At 33.0% G+C, this 19,381-nt stretch carries 17 protein-coding genes; 4 read left to right on the plus strand and 13 right to left on the minus strand.

Annotated features, from left to right (window positions below; genetic code table 11):
- Positions 1-24: 24 nt before the first annotated feature.
- Positions 25-1,923 (minus strand): type I glutamate--ammonia ligase, encoded by a 1,899-nt coding sequence (locus BN1075_RS17460; protein WP_040194562.1) that lies wholly within the window; start codon positions 1,921-1,923, stop codon positions 25-27.
- Between the two features lie 471 nt (positions 1,924-2,394).
- Between BN1075_RS17460 and BN1075_RS17465 the strand changes: the two genes are divergently transcribed.
- Positions 2,395-3,006: a 3'-5' exonuclease gene (locus BN1075_RS17465; protein ID WP_040194564.1), complete on the plus strand. Its 612-nt coding sequence runs from the start codon at positions 2,395-2,397 to the stop codon at positions 3,004-3,006.
- Positions 3,007-3,210: 204 nt separating this feature from the next.
- Positions 3,211-4,380 (plus strand): amidohydrolase, encoded by a 1,170-nt coding sequence (locus BN1075_RS17470; RefSeq protein WP_040194565.1) that lies wholly within the window; start codon positions 3,211-3,213, stop codon positions 4,378-4,380.
- A 124-nt stretch (positions 4,381-4,504) separates the two neighbouring features.
- On the opposite strand, the gene BN1075_RS17475 is transcribed toward BN1075_RS17470, so the two are convergent.
- Positions 4,505-5,071, minus strand: a complete 567-nt coding sequence (locus tag BN1075_RS17475; protein ID WP_040194567.1) for a hypothetical protein — start codon at positions 5,069-5,071, stop codon at positions 4,505-4,507.
- 279 nt (positions 5,072-5,350) lie between these two features.
- On the opposite strand from BN1075_RS17475, the gene BN1075_RS17480 reads away from it, so the two are divergent.
- Together BN1075_RS17480 and BN1075_RS17485 are read left to right on the plus strand one after the other, a co-directional pair.
- The gene (locus BN1075_RS17480; protein ID WP_040195302.1) at positions 5,351-7,102 is read left to right on the plus strand and encodes an ATP-dependent metallopeptidase FtsH/Yme1/Tma family protein; all 1,752 of its coding nucleotides are present in this window, start codon (positions 5,351-5,353) and stop codon (positions 7,100-7,102) included.
- Between the two features lie 114 nt (positions 7,103-7,216).
- Positions 7,217-7,750 (plus strand): hypothetical protein, encoded by a 534-nt coding sequence (locus tag BN1075_RS17485; protein ID WP_040194568.1) that lies wholly within the window; start codon positions 7,217-7,219, stop codon positions 7,748-7,750.
- A 182-nt stretch (positions 7,751-7,932) separates the two neighbouring features.
- On the opposite strand, the gene BN1075_RS17490 is transcribed toward BN1075_RS17485, so the two are convergent.
- From BN1075_RS17490 to BN1075_RS17540, 11 genes are all read right to left on the minus strand, one after another.
- The gene (locus BN1075_RS17490) at positions 7,933-8,850 is read right to left on the minus strand and encodes a pseudouridine-5'-phosphate glycosidase (protein ID WP_040194570.1); all 918 of its coding nucleotides are present in this window, start codon (positions 8,848-8,850) and stop codon (positions 7,933-7,935) included.
- 2 nt (positions 8,851-8,852) lie between these two features.
- On the minus strand, positions 8,853-9,938 hold the full coding sequence (locus tag BN1075_RS17495; protein WP_040194572.1) for a PfkB family carbohydrate kinase: 1,086 nt from the start codon (positions 9,936-9,938) through the stop codon (positions 8,853-8,855).
- Between the two features lie 198 nt (positions 9,939-10,136).
- A complete protein-coding gene (locus BN1075_RS17500; protein ID WP_040194573.1) occupies positions 10,137-11,003 on the minus strand; it encodes an SDR family oxidoreductase in 867 nt (288 codons plus the stop codon).
- A 17-nt stretch (positions 11,004-11,020) separates the two neighbouring features.
- A complete protein-coding gene (locus BN1075_RS17505) occupies positions 11,021-11,224 on the minus strand; it encodes a heavy-metal-associated domain-containing protein (protein WP_040194574.1) in 204 nt (67 codons plus the stop codon).
- A gap of 197 nt (positions 11,225-11,421) precedes the next feature.
- A complete protein-coding gene (locus tag BN1075_RS17510; protein WP_040194575.1) occupies positions 11,422-11,610 on the minus strand; it encodes a DUF1858 domain-containing protein in 189 nt (62 codons plus the stop codon).
- A gap of 24 nt (positions 11,611-11,634) precedes the next feature.
- On the minus strand, positions 11,635-12,534 hold the full coding sequence (gene rocF, locus BN1075_RS17515) for an arginase (protein ID WP_040194577.1): 900 nt from the start codon (positions 12,532-12,534) through the stop codon (positions 11,635-11,637).
- A 334-nt stretch (positions 12,535-12,868) separates the two neighbouring features.
- Complete coding sequence (gene arcC, locus BN1075_RS17520; RefSeq protein WP_040194578.1) at positions 12,869-13,825, minus strand: carbamate kinase; 957 nt, start codon at positions 13,823-13,825, stop codon at positions 12,869-12,871.
- 294 nt (positions 13,826-14,119) lie between these two features.
- On the minus strand, positions 14,120-15,115 hold the full coding sequence (gene argF, locus BN1075_RS17525; protein ID WP_040194580.1) for an ornithine carbamoyltransferase: 996 nt from the start codon (positions 15,113-15,115) through the stop codon (positions 14,120-14,122).
- Positions 15,116-15,227: 112 nt separating this feature from the next.
- Positions 15,228-16,445 carry an arginine deiminase gene (gene arcA / locus BN1075_RS17530; RefSeq protein ID WP_040194582.1) on the minus strand — a complete coding sequence of 406 codons (1,218 nt, stop codon included), beginning with the start codon at positions 16,443-16,445 and terminating at the stop codon, positions 15,228-15,230.
- A gap of 247 nt (positions 16,446-16,692) precedes the next feature.
- Positions 16,693-17,880, minus strand: a complete 1,188-nt coding sequence (locus BN1075_RS17535; protein WP_040194584.1) for a MerR family transcriptional regulator — start codon at positions 17,878-17,880, stop codon at positions 16,693-16,695.
- Positions 17,881-18,219: 339 nt separating this feature from the next.
- Positions 18,220-19,254 (minus strand): threonine aldolase family protein, encoded by a 1,035-nt coding sequence (locus BN1075_RS17540; protein ID WP_040194585.1) that lies wholly within the window; start codon positions 19,252-19,254, stop codon positions 18,220-18,222.
- Between the last annotated feature and the right edge of the window lie 127 nt (positions 19,255-19,381).

Below are 19,381 nucleotides of genomic sequence, written 5' to 3' on the forward strand. Positions count from 1 at the left end.
CCACTAGGCCATAGGACTTTCTAATTAGCAACTCATTAAGTTTCTTCTGTAATTTACATATAATTCTCTTAAAGTTTTCATCTTATCATCAACAATTATTTGAAGATTTGATAATGCTTCATAATTTTTAGCTTCTATAGCTTCCCTCATTAAAGTAAATAAACTCTTTGAAACATAACTATCCTTCATTATCTCTTTTCTTAATGTGTCAATTTCATTCCACATTTCTAAATCATACTCTGTGAAATCATCTCCCTCGCATTTGCTTATAGCTCTGATTTCATTTGAGTAGTTTTGAAGTATTCTGTGCTCAAGCTCTGTTGTCCATTTTTCTAATATAGCTTCAGTATAACCTGTGATAATCTTCTTATTAACTATACCGCTTTCTGTTAAAACTTTAATTCTCTCTTCATCTTGAAGAGCTAATGTATTTTCATATACAGTTCTTGGTGCTCTACCGAAGATTTCAGCTCTTTCTTCTTCGCTATAATGCTCAAATACATCTTCTTCACTTCTATAGCATCTGTTCTTTTCTAGGTAATCTGCTGCCTCACCAGGCTGTTTAGAAAGCTCAGCTAAAAGATCAGCACTATGCTTGTGGTTGCTAACAACATAAGATATACCGTCAATCATTGATCCTATAACTGCTGATAAAGTTAAGTATATATTTGTGTGTGGGTTTGGCGATCTAAGCTCAAATCTTGTTGCCATTGGATTGTGTTCATCTCTAACAAGTCCAGCAAGAACTGTTCTGTTTCTAGATGGAACCTCTTTAGTGAATCCTAAAGATGTAACTATACATACAGGTGCTTCAAAACCTGGCTTTAATCTTTGTAATGCATTATAGCTTGAAGATACAAATGGGTTTACAACTTCATAATTTCTAAGTAATCCCATGATTGCTCCATAACCTATTTCACTCATAAAGTCTTTCTCTGAATAGTTATGGAATAGGTTCATTACTTTACCGCTCTTAAGCTTTAAAGTAACGCCAACGTGTAAGTGTTCTCCATTACCAGCAACTCCATCGATTGGTTTTGCTTGGAATGTTACATCTAAGCCATTTTTTCTGAAGGTTTCTTTGATTAAACCTCTAGCTAAAAGCTCATTGTCACAAGTTTGTAGTGCTGTAGAGTATTTCCAGTCTATTTCTAACTGCTCCATGATGTGAGATAAAACTCCACCCTCTGTAAGCTTGGACTTAACACCACCAACTTCTTTGTGACCCATTTCTGGCTCTAATTTATATTTGTCTAGAAGGTCAAGAGACTGCTCCATAGCTGTTCTTACAGGTCCCTTAGTTCTCTTCCAGTATTGTTCTTTTAATACTTGTGAAGTTGATAATTCTTCAATTTCAGTTAATTCATTAGGCGTATTTACCCAGAACTCTAACTCTGTTGCTGCAGTGATTTCAATATCTTCTATCTCATCAAATGCAATATTAAAATTCGCTAAGTATTCTTGATTCTCTTCAAATAATTTCATCATTGAAGCTTTAAAGCTGTTTACAGCATTTTTCAAGATGTATCTTGAATCAACAGCCACACCTTCATGATATAAGTGGCAAGGCATTCTAATTGTTCCAACTGGCTTTCCAGTAACTTCATCTATATTATCTTCGTTATAATCAACGAACCAATTAGTAGTTAAGTCTACCTTCATATCTACCTTAGCATTGTTAAGGGTAGCTATTCCTGGCAGGATAACAGAGGAACCGTCTGTCTGGACAGCTGTACCAAATAAGAATGATTCAATATCATCTATAAAAACCTTCACTGGAATTTTTTCATCTGTGTCATTGCCTAAATAGTCTATTCCAACTAAAGAAACAAAACGAATTTCCTGATGCTGCTGTAGAAGATTTAATAACTCCTCTTTGTTTTGTTGATCCTTGGATATTACATACAATAAATCCATTAGCATAAGCCCCCTTTTTTATTTTACGAATAATCTCACGATTATTTTTTATAATATTTGTAATTATACCACATTTTAAATATTATTAATATATGTAATTAAGCGAATTTTGCCATTAAACCTTTACAAATTTATTAAAAAATTAAATGACTTTAAATTTTTAAATATTTATACGGACATTTTTTTTAATATTCAACATAATATTTTAAAAAAAGAAAATGTCATTACATTTTACTCATTTCACTTGCCTTCTATATTTTTTCTTATAAAATTTAAAACTAAAATATATAAATATATGCTTATTACTATATACTTATTGACATTAAAGGCCATGAATTATACTATTAATTTATTGGGTTTTTTTATCCCATAATTACCATTACATTAAGTGAACTTTAAAATCATTTCACTTTTCCTATCTATAAAGACAGGAATTATATGTTTTAATATAATGGATTAAGGAGAATGAAAATAATTATGAAATTATTATTTTTTGATACAGAAACAACTAGCATAAAACCAGGTAACATCTGTCAGCTTTCTTATATAATAGTTGACACTAGCACAAAACCTCAAACTACTATAGGTAAGAACTTTTTCTTCACCGTTGAAGAAATGTCTGAAGGAGCAGAAGCTATTCACGGATTCTCCCTTGAAAAGCTTTATGATTTAAGCAATGGCTTATATTTTGAAGATACCTATGAAGAATTTATTGAGGATTTTCTTTCCTGCGATGTAATCATCGGACACAATGTTCAATTTGACATAAAATTCATGAAAAGCGAGCTTGAATTCTTAGATATTGATTTTAGTCCAAAGCATGTATTTTGTACAATGGCTTATTACAAAAATATCTGCAAGGCACTTACCGCTAAAGGTATGCTGAAAAACCCTTCCCTTGGAGAAGTAATTAATTTCTTAAGATTAGATGAAAAATTCCTTCTAGATAAATGTACTTCCCTATTTGGGGAATCTGCTGGCTATCACGATGCCAGATATGATACAACTTGTACTTATATGACAGTTATTCAAGGAATTAAAACTGGTTTAATACCACCTAAGTACTTTACAGCAATGGTTGAAGGATAAAACACTTCAAAAAATTATATAAAAAACATAAAGCATTCCTTAGAAATCCCTTTTGGGATTTCTTTTTTATAAAAAATTATTTAATAAATAGCTATTTACTTAAATCCACCCTTAAATAACTGAATATTTCGTTTTTTAAGTACATTTATTGTAAATTATGATATTATTTAGATATGCTTAATATTTATTTTAGGAGGTATAATTATGATAGCTATCAAAAATGTAACTGCTCATACTATGGCAGCCCCTGCAGTAATAAATCAGGCTGTAGTTTTAATCAATGATGGAAAAATAATAGACCTTGGTACTAATATTGAAATTCCAGAAGGAACTGAGGTAATCGATGGTGAAGGTGGCTTTTTAATGCCAGGAATTATCGATGCCCATTGTCACATTGGAATGTGGGAGGATGGTATTGGCTTTGAAGGTGATGATGGTAATGAAATGACAAATCCTGTTACCCCTGAACTTAGAGCTGTTGATGCCATAAATCCTTTAGACAGAGCCTTTGAAGAAGCTCTAGATGCTGGTATTACAACCGTTGCAACTGGGCCAGGAAGCGCTAATGTTATCGGCGGCTATTTTGCCACTCTGAAAACCTATGGCAGATCTGTAGATGACATGGTTATCAATGATGCCACAGCTTTAAAAACTGCCTTTGGTGAAAATCCTAAAAGAGTATATTCTGGAAAGAAAATTGCTCCAAATACCAGAATGGCAACAGCTGCAATTCTTAGAGAAAATCTTATGAAGGCAAAGAACTACGTAGAAAAGCAAGAAGCTGCAAAAACAGACAAGGATGCAAAGGCTCCTGATTTTGACATGAAGCTAGAAGCTCTTGCAAGGGTTATCCGAAAAGAGGTTATGTTAAAGTGTCATGCACACAGAGCTGATGATATTCAAACAGCAATCAGAATCGCAAAAGAGTTTGATATTAATATCTCTCTTGAACATTGTACTGAAGGTCATCTTATTCCTGAATATCTTAAGGATGAACATATTAAAGCAATTATTGTTGGTCCAAGCCTCTCTGATAGAAGCAAGGTAGAGTTAAAAAACCTTACCTTTGAAACACCTAAGCTTTTAAATGAAGCTGGTATTAAAGTTGCAATTATGACTGACCATCCAGTAATTCCGCTAAAATATATCCACCTTTGTGCTGCTTTAGCTGCAAGAGAAGGCATGGAGGAGGAAGAATCTTTACGTGCAATTACCATCAGAGCTGCTGAAGCTATTGGTGAAGCCCACAGAGTTGGTTCCCTTGAAAAAGGTAAAGATGCAGACATGATTATCTACAACGGCCATCCTTTTGACTTAAGAAATACAGTTAAATTTGTAATGGTTAATGGTGAGGTTGTTAAAAACAACTTATAATTAATATAATAAAGGAGCTCCTAAATGAACAGCACCCAGTCAAATAGGCAAGAGCTGTTCACTAAAGAGCTCCTTCATTTTTTAATTTTATGCCTTGAATTTCCTTAGACCTTTCTGCATTTTCTTAATTATTCACAACCTCAATAGAAAAATAATAAATGCCAAGTCCAGCCTTATACTCTACTGATATGCTGTAAACATATTCTCCTGGGTGCTCCGGCGCTCTTATTGTACATTTTTCTTCATACTCATTATTAACTTCAGCAATCTGTTCATAATTACCGTTACTTTGCCTTTCCACCACCATAAAATATTTATGGTCAGACTTAACAAGAATATTCAATTCTTCCCCTGGCTTCACTGGCGATGATATTAATTCATCTATAACAGTATTAATTTCAATGTCATAATCCTTATTGCTTTTCAGTGAATCTTCGTGTATAAATGTTGACTTCACAGTTTCAATTTCATTGTTTTCCCACCTTACCACTGGATTCTCAATTTCTATGCCCTTGTTAATTTTAACAACAATCAAAATCATCATTAAAGTATATATTAGTAAGAATGAACCTTTAAACTGCTTCTTACCCCTTATGTTGAATCGCCTCCTGCAGTCTTGCCAAACTGCATATTGCTTATAATTTAATTTTACTTCATTTTTATTGCCTTTTGCTAATATTTCGTTATACAAATTATTATATTTTTCTTCTTTAAAGCATATCTATATAGAATTCCCCTTATTCCAAATCCATTCTAAACCCCCTTCATCCCATGAATAATCACTGCCTTAAGCCCCATTTGGCCAAGAGACTCCTGCACTCCCCCCTTCTCAAATAATAAAATCATATATGGTATAAGTTACATATCCATAATCTTGGTAAATTAATAGACTTTTATTTTTAAAGATATATAATACTAGATATATCAATTAAATATTTAATTTCACCTTATAGAGGAGGCGAATTATTTGATAAATAAACTAAAGAAGAATTTAATTATAATACCTTTAACTTTCTTATTCTTATCCATAGGAGCACTCATAGTGTTCAATTTGGGTACTTCTACAGCTCCTCACAAGGCCTATAATGACTTTATTCAGGATGTAGAAGCAGGAAATGTTATTGAAGTTGAGATATCCCAAACCCCTAAAATTACTGTAGTGGACAAGTCAGGAAATAAGTATATTACTGATAACCCTTTCAGTCCTACTTTGACAGAGGATCTTTTAAAGAAAAATATACTTGTTTCAACTTCAGCAACTCTTCCTAATAATGAAAGAGCTGCAGTTACGGTTTTTGCTATTTCACTAATAGCTACAATTTTTATAGTAATTAGAAAAAAAAGTGTATCTGGTGGGATGACTTCTGTAACCACTGTAGATGGACAAAGTGTTTCAAAGGATAAATACAGCTTTGACTCTGTGGCAGGAAATGAAGAAGCAAAAGAAAACTTTAAAGATATAGTAGACTTTCTTAAAAATCCAGAGAAATATGCAGCCTATGGTGCAAGAATGCCAAAAGGTGTAATCCTTTATGGTGATCCTGGTACAGGTAAAACCCTTTTAGCTAAAGCTGTGGCTGGGGAAGCTGGAGTTCCATTCTATGCCGTATCTGGTTCTGACTTCGTACAAATGTATGTTGGGGTTGGTGCTAGCAGAATAAGGAATCTCTTCAAAAAAGCAAAAAGTCACGGAAGAGCCGTAATATTTATAGATGAGATTGATGCCATTGGTAAGCAGCGTAGTTCAAATAAAGGCGGCGGAAATGATGAAAAGGACCAGACTCTCAATGCACTTTTAACTGAAATGTCAGGTTTTAATGAAAGTGAAGGAATAGTTGTTATCGCAGCCACAAACAGACTAGATATCTTAGATGAAGCCCTTTTAAGGCCTGGTAGATTTGACAGACATATTGAGGTCTCTCTGCCTGATGTTAATGCTAGAGAAAAGATTTTAAAGTTGCATTTAAAAAACAAACCTGTTGAAGATATTGATATAAGAGATTTGGCTCACAGTACCACCTATTTTTCTGGTGCAAAGCTTGAAAACTTAGTAAACGAAGCCGCAATCCTTGCTTGCAAGGATAATGCTGCATATATAACAAAGCTGCATATGGATAAGGCTTTTTCCATAGTTGTAGCTGGACATGAAAAACTAGACAGAGAAGGTTTAAAGGAAGACGATATGAAGATTACTGCTTACCACGAAGTTGGACATGCTTTAATATCTCACTTCATGATTCCAGAAGAAAAAATTTCAAAGGTAACTATCATTCCTACCTCAAAGGGTGCAGGTGGTTATACTTTAACCATTGGTGAAGACCATGCCTACCACAACTTAGATTACTTAAAGAGAAGAATCATGGTTTTACTTGGAGGACGTGCTGCTGAAGAACTTATCTTTGGAGAAAAAAAGATAACTACAGGTGCCTTTAACGATTTAGAAAAAACCACCTCCATGGTAAGCAACATGATTTGCGAATATGGTATGGGAAAATCCTTAGGCCTTTTAAGATTGTCCCAGCTTCAAGGAGTGCCTAAAGAATATTACTCAACAGTGGTCCTTGAAGAATGTAAGACCTTAGTGGATGAGCTTTATGCAGAAGTAAAAAACATTTTGAGTAACAATATCTCACTTCTCCATGATCTATCTAATGAGTTACTGAAAAAAGAAACTTTATATACTGAAGATATAAATTCAATAATTTCTACTAAGGCCAGCTAGTGAATTACAAGCTAGAGGATGAATAATCTTCTAGCTTTTATTTTACTTAAACTAGTGATTTTATAAATTTAAAACAATATACATATATTAAATTACTTTATAGGAGGGTTACCCATGAGAAACCACTGTGAAAAGCCTTCTTTATACTGGCTCCTTAGTATTTTCAAGGTGATATTTAGCCTTATATTTATTGGTGCCTTTATTACAGCTTTTTATTATATTTATATCCGTTATCCATTGCTTTTTGAAAGACTAATGAAGCTGTGGCCAATTGGAATGCTGATTTTAGGTGTTGTACTTCAATACCTTTACTTTGAAACTAAATTCAGCATATTTTTATTCCCTGCAGGGTTCTTCTTCGTATTTGGAATAATGTTTAATATAAATCTCCATAATAGCTTCTTCAATGAAACCATGGGCTTACCAATCATTTTAATAGCTTTGGCAGGCTCCTTGTTAAACTATTATACCTTTAATCGAAGAAATGTTCTTCTACTGCCCTTTATCCTAATACTTATAATAAGTAGTATTCTTTTACTCTTAACTCCCTTGTACACTGCGTATATAAACTCTAGCAGTCTCTATTTATATTTAATTTTAATTGTTATAATTTCAACTTTCTCTTTAATAAAAGCAAAAACTAAATAAAATTTCTAAAACCTAGACTTTCCGCCCCAAATCTTGGTTTTGCAACATATTAAGTACTTACGAGGTACAAACTCTGGATGCAGCAAAAGGCCTGAAACTAAAAGTTTCAGACCTTTTGGGTAGTATTATTAAGAATATATTTCAACTGAACTCATGGAATTCAGTAAAATTATCAAATTTAACTAGTTTAATTTAGAAAGCTCAACAGCAAGTCTTGCTCCAACCTTAGCGTTGTTAAATACTAATTGGATGTTTGACTCTAAGCTTGATCCACCAGTTATTTCTTTTACTTTTGCAAGTAAGAATGGTGTGCTTTCTTTTCCAACTATTCCTTTTTCATCAGCTTCTTTAACAGCTGCGTTTATAGCATTGTTTATTGTATCGTAGTCCATTTCGAACTGCTCTGGAATTGGGTTAGCAACAACAACTCCACCTTCTAAACCTAAATCCCACTTAGCTTTTAAAGCTTTTGCAAGAGATTCTTCTGTATCTACTTTATAATCTACTTTGAAGCCAGATTTTCTTGTATAGAATGCTGGTAATTCTTCAGTTTGGAATCCAACAACAGGAACTCCTTTAGTTTCTAAGTATTCACGAGTTAATCCAATATCAAGGATTGACTTACAGCCTGCACAGATAACTGCAACATTTGTCATTGATAACTCTTCAAGGTCAGCAGATATATCCATTGTTCTTTCTGCTCCTCTATGAACTCCACCAATTCCACCAGTAGCAAATACTTTTACCCCTGCTAAAGCAGCTATTATCATTGTTGAAGCAACCGTTGTAGCTCCATTTAAGCCATTAGCAACTATGAAAGGAATATCTCTTCTGCTTGTTTTTATAACTCCTGGAGTTTTTCCTAAGAATTCAACTTCTTCTGCAGTTAAACCAACTTTTAATCTTCCTTCTAATATAGCTATTGTTGCAGGTATTGCTCCATTTTCTCTGATTATAGACTCAACCTTTAAAGCTGTTTCTACATTCTTTGGATAAGGCATACCGTGAGATATGATTGTTGATTCTAATGCAACTACTGGCTTTCCTGCTTCTAAAGCAGCTTTAACCTCTGGATTTATATCTAAATATTTTTCTAACATAATTAATTCTCCTCCAATTTTTTATTAATATTTTCTAATGACATATTAGGATTAATTGTATCTTTATGCTCTACTGTTAGAGCTGAGCATGCTGATGCAAATTTTAAAGTATCTTGAAGTTCAAGTTCGTTAAGCTCTGAATAAACAAGACCTGCCACAAAGGCATCTCCAGCTCCATTTGCATTAACCATCTTAACTTTCTTAGGTGTAAAAATACCTTTTTCAGTGCCATTATTATAATAAACACCTTCTTCACCTAAGCTGATAAATACCCTTTTCACTCCACCTTTTAAGAAGTATTCACTTGCTTTCTCTACATCTTCCATGGAATTAATCTTTATCCCAGAAAGAATTTCAGCTTCTATTCTATTAGGCTTTATTGTATGGAATTTATGTATTATATCCTTTACCTTCATGGCCTTAGTTGTCGAAACCGTATCTAAGAAAAACTTAGTATTTTTAAAATTAGTTACAACATATTCTATGACATCTTTAGGTATATTTGTGTCTATTACACAAATCCTAGAGCTTTCAATTACAGCCCTCTTTGTTTTAATATATTCTATAGTCATCTTGTCATAAATATCCATAGAAGATATTGCTACCTGCATATCACCATCACTATTTAAAACTGACATGTAAACAGAAGTAGTTTCTCCATCCAGTTTTAAAGTGTGGTCAAAGTCAAGTCCAATGATTCTTCCTTCATCAACAACCTTCTGACCGTAAACATCACTTCCTATTACAGAAATAAGTTTGGTGTCCACATCAAGTCTTGCTAAGTTTTCCCCAATGTTTCTTCCAACTCCACCTAAAGAAAACTTAATGTTTCCAGGATTTGAATCATGAAGTCTAAGATTATCGTTGGAAAACCCTACTATATCTACATTGGTTCCACCAATGATACATACAAAGTTTTCTTGATTTAGAACATAGCCTCTCCCTGATATATATCCCTTTTTAATTAAGTTTCCAATATGTACTCCAACGGAAGATCTTGTTATATTTAGAATATCTGCCAACTCATTTTGAGATATTAATGGATTTTGTTTTATAAGATTCAATATTTCTTCTTCTCTATTTGTCATTTTCCTCTCCTGGCAAATTAATAATTGTTTAGTATGTAAGCACTTGTTTAAATTTATACTATCATAGTAAACTTTTTATTGCAACACTTATTTTGTCCAAATAAAAAAATTTAACTTCAAATTCACAAAATAAAAAAAGGATAAATAGCTTTAATCTATTCATCCTTTATTCTTTCACTCTATTTTATCTAATAATAACTAACTAGTTAAAAATTGTCCACCATCCACATGTATTGTCTGACCTGTAATATAAGATGCACTATCTGAAGCTAGAAATACATAACTTTCTGCAACCTCCACTGGCTGACCTGCTCTTTTAAGTAGAGTTTTATTCCCAAATTCAGATATCTTCTTAGGATCTAAGCTGGCTGGTATTAACGGTGTCCATATTGGCCCAGGAGCCACAGCATTTACCCTAATACCTTGAGATGCAAGACTTCTAGCAAGACTTCTTGTTAAAGATACTAAAGCACCTTTTGTACAAGAATAATCTATAAGGAGTTCATTGCCTTCATAAGCAGTAATAGATGTGGTATATATAATTGAATCTCCATGCTTCATATGAGGAACTACTTCCTTAGTTATATACACAGCACCAAAGAAGTTTGTATCAAAGGTCCTAAACATTTGTTCCTTTGTAATTTCAATAATGCTTTGTCTTTCATATTGTTCAGCTGAATTTGACACTAATATGTTTATTGGTCCCCATTCCTTTATAATTTTCTGAACTACATCTTTGCAGAAATTCTCATCGCCAATATCTCCACAAAGCAGCATACAATGACCTCCAGCTTCTTCAACTAACTTCTTTGTATCTTCAGCATCGTCATGTTCATTAAAATAAACAATTGCCACCTTAGCTCCTTCTTTTGCATATAAAAGACTGATTGCTCTCCCTATTCCACTATCACCACCGGTTATTAAAGCAATCTTATCTTCAAGTCTTCCTGATGGCTTATGATATCCTTGAAGTTCAAAAATAGGCTTTGGCTCCATAATGCTTTCTATACCAGGCTGAGTATTCTGCTGCTGAGGACTAAATCCCATAGGAAATTCGTATTTCATCTAGATTCCTCCTTCAATTACTCTATACTATATCCAGTGTTACAAATACAATCTACTATTGCTTCTGGTGTTGCAGGTTCATTAAATTTTACTTCTACAGACCCTCTAGCAACATCAACACAAACCTTATTTACCCCATCTAATTTACCTAAAGAATTATTAAGTTTTGTTCTGCTTTCAGAATTTACAAGACCTGATACGTTATAATGTACTGACTTCATTTAAATTACCTCCATGAATTATGTTTTATTAAAACTATGTATTACTTATCTACTCAATCTTTTAACCTAGGACAGAGTTCTCTATATATTGTCTTCATTATGAACGGTTTTATCCAACATTCCAGTTGAAATTATATAAAAAAAGCCATTAAAAATCACATAATAATGATTTTAAATGACTTTAATTCTGCTATTAATTAAATATCATGAAGTTTTTTAAGAAGTTCATCAACTTCAAGACCATGAACCATGCAAGCTTCTTCAAGCGTTTCAGCTTGAGCTGAAGGGCATCCAACACAACCCATTCCAAAGCCCATTAAAACAGAGGCTGCCTTTTCATTTTTTCTAATTAGTTCTCCAATAGTCATAGTTTTTGTTACTTCCATATTAATCCTCCATTCAAGATCAGCTTATATTAGCTGTCCAATTTTCTTTAATAGTCTTATACAGTTTTCCCAAGTTACATCACTATTATCAAGGGCAGGATTAAATTCTACGAAATCCATAGATTTAACTTTTCTAGTTTCGAAGATTGAAGTAAGTACACTTTCAGCTCCTTCTAATTCAAAACCATTCGGTACCGGTGTTCCAGTTCCAATAATATGCTTTGGATCTACAGAATCCACATCAAAACTTATATGAACATTTTTAACACCAGTTGCGTCAATAGCTTCTCTTAGCTCCTTGCATAAATTATCTACACCAATTTCATTAATTTTATCCATTGTCCAAACCTTAAGGTTTAAATCATCTATTAACTGAAGCTCACCCTCATCTAAGTCTCTTGCTCCTATTATAAACACATTTTCTTTCTTTACCTTAACTCCATTAAAATATAAATCTGTTAAGCTTTTATCACCAACACCTAAAGATGCAGCTAAAGGCATACCATGTACATTTCCTGATGGGCTTGTTTCAAAAGTATTTATATCTCCATGGGCATCAATCCAGATAACTGCTAAATCATCCTTATAAAATCTAGAAACCCCAGCCACTGTTCCTGCAGCTAAAGCATGATCTCCTCCCACTATGAATGGAAAGCTTCCTGCACACAAGCTGCCATAAACTTTATGAGCTAGATTTTCTGTTACTTCTATTATTTCATTAATATATTTAGCATTTACTCCAGCTTCAAATGGCTGTTTTTCTAGGGTATTATCCACATAGATATTACCTAAATCATAAACCTTGTTTTTCTCATTCGTCAGTAACTTCTTAATTCCTTGTTCCCTCAAAACATTAGGACCATTTTCTACACCTGCTTTATCACATCCATAATAAAGTGGCACACCAATTAAGTTAATATCCATATATTCCCCTCCGTTAAACAGCTTCATTAAAAAAATCAGCATTCTCAAAATTTCGTCAAATCTTTTGCCATGAATTTGATTTTCAACTTCATGACGAATTTTGCCGACATCTTATACTTTATTCCAAATCCAAAGAAATTTCAATACAATTTATAAATTTATTTTTTATATCTTTTAATAATACTTTTTGCTTTATTCAATATATTATTCTGGGAATAATATGCTATATTTCTTGTTCCTTAAACTCAAGAAATAAATAAAAAAAAACTGATGACATCTATTCCTGCCACCAGTTAAAAAACATTATAAAACAACTGATTAATTAGTCAGTATTTTACGAAAAAATACATTCTTTTTCTTTCTTTATAACGGTACCTGTAAATCCATGTAATGCATCCTTAGCTTTTTCTAAAGAAGTTATTAATGCTTCTCCATTATTAGAATTCTTAACATAATCCATACAAGCCTCTACCTTAGGAAGCATTGAGCCCTTTGCAAAATGACCTTCTTCAATATATCTTTCAGCTTCTTTAATATCTAAAGTGCTTAGCTCTTCTTGATTTGGTTTATTAAAGTTAATACAAACTCTGTCTACTGCAGTTAAAATTATTAACATATCAGCATTTAAATCTTTTGCAAGTTTTGCACTGGACTTGTCTTTGTCTATAACTGCTGCCACACCTTCTAATCTTCCTCTTTCATCCTCAATAACCGGAATACCGCCGCCGCCAACAGTAATTACAATTGTGCCTCTTTCAACTAATTCTTTAACAGTTTCAAGTTCAACAATCCTCTTTGGCTGTGGTGAAGCAACAACTCTTCTATATCCTCTTCCAGCATCCTCCACAAATGTAAAGCCCTTTTCAGCCGCAATCTTTTCAGCTTCCTCTTTACTATAGAACATTCCTACGGGTTTAGATAAATTAACAAAAGCCTTATCATTTTTATCAACTACAACTTGAGTAACAACAGTTGCAACATTTTTATTAATTCCACGATCATTTAATTCATTGCTAATAGACTGTTGTAAATGATATCCAATGTAACCTTGACTCATGGCTCCGCATTCAGCAAACGGCATGAAAGGTGTACCTGCACCATTATTTGACGCAAAATCCATTGCGAGGTTAATCATTCCAACCTGTGGCCCATTTCCATGTCCAATAATTACATTGTAGCCTTCTTCCACTAGGTCAACAATTGTTTTTGCAGTGCTTTTCACCAATTTTAATTGTTCTTCAGCGTTATTACCAAGAGCATTGCCTCCTAGAGCAATAACTATATTTTTCATTTTAATTCCTCCTTAATTTTAATTTAGAATTAAGAGTCAAGATGTAGAATGATTATTAAATCCTGCGGTATTTCTTTTATCACTCTACACCCCTCTTTCTCCCTTTAATTAATAAGCCTTTATAATTTAAAATTCATTGTAAAACTTCCACCCCAAGATATTCTTTGAGAAATTAATGAGACCCTGAAATAGCTTCTTCCTTCATTCTAAAGTGTACATTTTAAACTTTTCATTTTATAAAAACGTCATTTATCTAAAAGGTTAAAATTATTACAGTATATCCTAAATTCTAAACTACACCCCAATTGTTGCTGCCATAACAGCTTTAATTGTATGCATTCTATTTTCAGCTTCATCGAATACTACTGACTGTTTAGATTCAAATACTTCATCAGTAACTTCCATTTCCTTAATACCAAATCTTTCTCCCATCTGCTTTCCTATTACAGTTTTTAAATCATGGAAGGCTGGCAAACAATGCATAAAGATAGCAGTTTCATCTGCATTTGACATTACTGCACTATTAACCTGATATGGAGTTAATTTATTAATTCTAGCTTCCCAAACTTCATCGGCTTCTCCCATGGACACCCAAACGTCTGTATAAATTACATGCGCTCCCTTTGTACCTTCCATTACATCTTCAGTTAATGTTATAACAGATCCGCTTTCCTTAGCTATTTCTCTGCACTTTTCAACTAATTCTTCAGCTGGGAAAAGTTCCTTTGGAGCACATGCTGTGAAGTTTAATCCCATCTTTGCACATCCAACCATTAAAGAATTACCCATATTATTGCGGGCATCTCCCATATATACAAAGTTCAAGCCTTTTAAGGTGCCAAACTTTTCTTCAATAGTTAATAAATCTGCTAAAATTTGAGTTGGGTGGAACTCTGTAGTTAATCCATTCCATACTGGCACCCCTGCATAACGAGCTAATTCTTCAACTATCTCCTGTGCATAACCTCTATACTCAATCCCATCATACATTCTGCCTAATACTCTAGCTGTATCTGCAATTGATTCTTTTTTTCCCATTTGAGATCCTGTTGGTCCTAAATAGGTTACACCCATTCCTAAATCCATAGCACCTACTTCAAAGGAACATCTAGTTCTTGTGGAATCCTTTTCAAATAGAATAGCAATATTTTTTCCTTCTAATCTTTTATGAAGAACACCTGCTCTTTTAAGATTCTTAAAGTCCCTAGATAAATCTAGTAGATACCTGATTTCCGCTGGTGTGAAATCTAATAGTTTTAAAAATGAACGTCCTCTTAAATTAACTCCCATAATAAAAACCTCCTCAAAATTGATACTATATTTTCTTAACACTGACTAAAGTCAGCAATTATTTACATGAGTGTCCAAATCTACGCCTTGGATACACGAACTTAACCCATTACTACCATGGCTCCCTTTCAAGAGGCATGGACATACATCTTGGGCCTCCTCTTCCTCTTGATAGTTCTGAAGATGGAATAATATGTGTCTTTATTCCTTTTTCCTGCAAAATCTTATTTGTAACATAATTTCGAGCGTATACCACAACTTCTCCTGGCCTTATACATAATGTGTTTGAACCATCATTCCACTGTTCTCTTTGTGATATTACATAATCTCCTCCGCCGCATCTGATGAGTTCAACCTCACAGTCTAAAGCCTTTGATAGGACTTCTTCTAAGGTCATAGTGGACTTAGTTAGATTTACTCTGCAATAATCTCCCCTAGTAAGTTCAAAAATTTCCAATGGGCCTTCAATCTGTGGATGAATTGTAAATTTATCAATATCCACTTGGGTAAATACTGTATCCAAATGCATATATGCTCTGGTCTTTGGTATTTTAAATGCTAAAATCTTTTCAACCTTATTTCCCCATGTATCAAATAGAATTCTCTCTGCTATTTTTTCAATAGCCTGTGGTGATGTTCTTTGTGATATTCCAATGGCTACAACCTTTTCTGTAAGATTTAAGATATCTCCACCTTCGATATGATATTTAAAATTCCTATTATATACTCTATTAGTACCTCGATACTCAGGATGAAATCTAAAAATGAAATCTGCATAAAGAGTCTCACGATTTCTTGTTTCTGAATACATCTTGTTAAGACTTATAGAATTTCCTATTGATGCAAAGGGATCTCTTGTAAAATACAAATTGGGCATTGGATCTGTAACAAAGGGATATGATGCATTAACATAGTCAGCTAAGCTTTTTCTCCTTACTAGTGGTAGCTCACTTTTACTTACCCCTTCCATGGTCTTTCTGATTAAGGCTTCATTATCATCAAAACTATTAAGATAATCATATAAGTCTTCCTTAACTTGAATACTCTTAACATTAGCTTCTTCAATGAACTGCCTGATAAATTCTTTTTTAACTGCTTCTTCACAAATTGCCTCGGCAGCTAACTCATGAAGATATACAACTTCCACTCCGTTATCCCTTAAAATTTGTGCAAAGGCATCATGTTCTGCTTGTGCAACTTCTAAATATGGAATATCATCAAACAAAAATCTTTCCATATATTCTGGAGTGATATTTTCTATTTCAGCTCCTGGTCGATGAAGTAATACTTTTTTTAATGGCCTAATTTCACTTGTAACATTAATTCCCATAACCTATCCTCCCCTAAGTGACACTCCAAATCTTCGATTTGGCTAGTGGAACTTACTCCTTCGAACCCATGTGAGAAGGAGTTTCTTTATGAATGTCCAAATCTATGATTGGGTTACATGAACTTACTCCTTCGATTGTTTGTGAGAAGGAGTTTCATTTTATTCACTAAATGAAACTAAATATAGTTAGTAGTAGTTCTTATTACTTATTAAACTTATTCAAAGCTACTTCATGACACATATATTTCTATGCCTTGGTAGCTTTAAATATTCCCAAACTATTTGTAATGTAAATCGGTCCGTCTTCCTCAACTGTCTTTTTAATATATTTTTCAAAGTCTTTTTTCTTAGTATCAATAATATCCAATATATTTCCAGGTATTGAGTATATATACTCCAGTAATCCATTGGTATCATTTACATTAAGCCTGTCTTCATATAATCGTCTTTCAACTTTACTAAAATACTTTTCAAGAATTTCTTGTCCATTTTCCAATCCAAACTTAGAATACAGCTTATCCTCTTGCAAAACTATATTTCCACTAAAGGACTGCATTAGCTTTTCTAATTCCTTCATATGATATTCCCCAATAGTAGAGCAATAAATCTGTCCACCTGGCTTTAATACCCTTCTTATCTCTGATAAAACAGTATCTAAATCTTTCATAAAGAACAAAATATGATTCGCAATTACAATATCAAATGAGTTGTCATCAAAATCCAGTTTATGAGGATCTGCCAGCATATAATTGAATTTACTTTCATAATTGGTTAAGTTCATCTTGGCTTCATTTATCATATCCTCAAATAATTCTGTTAGGACAATATGAGAGTTAAAATTAATACTGCTTATATTTTTAGCCCACAATGCCCCATTTCCACAGGCCAATTCAAGAATTTCTTTATCTGAAGCAAAATCAATATTTCTAAATACCCATTGGTACCACCCCTCAGTATTCTCACTGAACTGTTCCATTAAGTTAACACTTTCATTCAAACTTGAAACATCTTGAATACGCTGAAGCAATTCCTTTTCACCCTCTAAAGTTTTAATATCATCTATAATACTAACTAACTCTTGTCCATGATTTTCCATGCTTATTTGTGCAGTTTCAATTGCATTTAAAACTACCTTCATATTATTCATTTTATTATTTATAATTGTTTTCTGAAGTTTCAGATAATTCTTCAGGTGATTTCTTTCAAAATCATCATTTTCTATAGCTTCAATTTCATCCAATGATAATCCAAGATACTTTAAAGCAAGAATTTTCTTCAACTTTATAAAATCCTCGTCAGAATAAAATCTATAGCCTGCTTCATTATAATATGATGGCTTAAGTATTCCTTTAACGTCATAATATCTAATAGTTCTTAAAGTTACACCTGCCTTTTTAGCAAATTCTCCTGTGGTATAATATCTATTATCCTTCATTAACTTCCCTCCAAATAATCATCCATTATCCCACCTTTAACTTAATTGTAAAAGGTTACCTAACGTAATGGTCAATTACTTTTACATAAATTTTCTATAAAATATTTATTCTTTCGCAATTACCTAGTTATAAAAGCAAAAAAGGATGAAGAAAATGTATACACTTCCACTTCCCATTGTTAATTACATAAAACTCCGATTTAAGCAAATACCTTGGAGTAATGCTCATTAAGTTAAACCCTTTATTAGAACACCCACTTAAGTAATTTAGTAATAGCCTTTAAGCTTCTTTGATCATCTTTTCTTCATCCACTATTTATCTTTTTCCGCAACTACAATTTAGTTATTTTGTACTTCATTCAAAAGCTGATTAACAAACTTTTGAACTTCATCTTCATCAGTTGCCCATGACGTTACAAGTCTAACTGCACTTTTCTCTACATCTATTTTTTCCCACAATAAAAAATCATAATTCTCCTGCAGCTTTTCTATTAAATCATTTGGGAATATAGGGAATACCTGATTAGTTGATGCTTCAATCATAAACTCAAACCCTGCTGTTTTTATTCCTTCTCTTAAAATATCGGCCATTTTATTAGCATGATTTGCAAGTTCAAAATATAAGTCATCCTTAAATAGTTCTAAAAACTGCATTCCAAGGATTCTTCCCTTTGCAAACATTCCACCTCTTTGCTTAATATGAAACCTGAATTCTTTCTTCAAACTATCTTTACATATGACAAGTGCTTCTCCCATAAGCGCTCCACCCTTTGTGCCTCCAATATAAAAAGCGTCGGTGAGCCTTGCTAAATCACTAATATCTAAATCATTTTCAAAAGAGCACAAAGCAGAGCCTAATCTAGCTCCATCTACATATAATATTAAATCTTTTTCCTTGCACACTTCACTAAGCTGCTTCAATTCTTCTTTTTTGTATATAGTTCCAATTTCCGTAGGGTTTGATATATATACAAGCTTTGGCTTAACCATATGTTCATCGGTATGCTGCTCCACAACCTTCGCAATATTTTCAGGTTTTAACTTTCCATCCTTGGAAGGAATAGAAATCACCTTATGCCCTGTTGCCTCTATAGCTCCAGTTTCATGAACTAAAACATGCCCTGTTTCTGCAGAGATTACAGCTTCATGAGATCTTAAAAAAGCTGCCATAGCAATAAGATTAGTTTGAGTACCTCCAACTAAAAGATGAACCTCTGCATCATTTCTTTTTATTTTCTTCTTAATAAGTTCAATAGCTGACTCTGAATACTCATCTAGGCCATAACCAGCTGTTTGCTCCATATTAGTTTTTATTAAGGCCTCTAAGATTCTAGGGTGTGCACCTTCACTGTAATCATTTTTAAAGCTATACATAATCTCCTCCATTAATTCTATATAAAATTTCTAATAAACATCATTATATCTAAAATTATAGCATATAATCCTTTGTATTTAATAAAACTTGTAAATTTTTATAATAAAAATAGTTTCTGTTAAATTC

Origin of the sequence: Clostridium culturomicium (genome assembly GCF_000821305.1) — a bacterium.
Taxonomy (GTDB): Bacteria; Bacillota; Clostridia; order Clostridiales; family Clostridiaceae; genus Clostridium_J; species Clostridium_J culturomicium.

Excerpts from the sequence above, each read along its gene's own strand:
- BN1075_RS17460 (WP_040194562.1), bottom strand. The coding sequence starts at position 1,923 with ATGCTAATGGATTTATTGTATGTAATATCCAAGGATCAACAAAACAAA.
- BN1075_RS17465 (WP_040194564.1), top strand. The coding sequence starts at position 2,395 with ATGAAATTATTATTTTTTGATACAGAAACAACTAGCATAAAACCAGGT.
- BN1075_RS17470 (WP_040194565.1), top strand. The coding sequence starts at position 3,211 with ATGATAGCTATCAAAAATGTAACTGCTCATACTATGGCAGCCCCTGCA.
- BN1075_RS17485 (WP_040194568.1), top strand. The coding sequence starts at position 7,217 with ATGAGAAACCACTGTGAAAAGCCTTCTTTATACTGGCTCCTTAGTATT.
- BN1075_RS17490 (WP_040194570.1), bottom strand. The coding sequence starts at position 8,850 with ATGTTAGAAAAATATTTAGATATAAATCCAGAGGTTAAAGCTGCTTTA.
- BN1075_RS17495 (WP_040194572.1), bottom strand. The coding sequence starts at position 9,938 with ATGACAAATAGAGAAGAAGAAATATTGAATCTTATAAAACAAAATCCA.
- BN1075_RS17500 (WP_040194573.1), bottom strand. The coding sequence starts at position 11,003 with ATGAAATACGAATTTCCTATGGGATTTAGTCCTCAGCAGCAGAATACT.
- BN1075_RS17505 (WP_040194574.1), bottom strand. The coding sequence starts at position 11,224 with ATGAAGTCAGTACATTATAACGTATCAGGTCTTGTAAATTCTGAAAGC.
- BN1075_RS17510 (WP_040194575.1), bottom strand. The coding sequence starts at position 11,610 with ATGGAAGTAACAAAAACTATGACTATTGGAGAACTAATTAGAAAAAAT.
- rocF (WP_040194577.1), bottom strand. The coding sequence starts at position 12,534 with ATGGATATTAACTTAATTGGTGTGCCACTTTATTATGGATGTGATAAA.
- arcC (WP_040194578.1), bottom strand. The coding sequence starts at position 13,825 with ATGAAAAATATAGTTATTGCTCTAGGAGGCAATGCTCTTGGTAATAAC.
- argF (WP_040194580.1), bottom strand. The coding sequence starts at position 15,115 with ATGGGAGTTAATTTAAGAGGACGTTCATTTTTAAAACTATTAGATTTC.
- arcA (WP_040194582.1), bottom strand. The coding sequence starts at position 16,445 with ATGGGAATTAATGTTACAAGTGAAATTAGGCCATTAAAAAAAGTATTA.
- BN1075_RS17535 (WP_040194584.1), bottom strand. The coding sequence starts at position 17,880 with ATGAAGGATAATAGATATTATACCACAGGAGAATTTGCTAAAAAGGCA.
- BN1075_RS17540 (WP_040194585.1), bottom strand. The coding sequence starts at position 19,254 with ATGTATAGCTTTAAAAATGATTACAGTGAAGGTGCACACCCTAGAATC.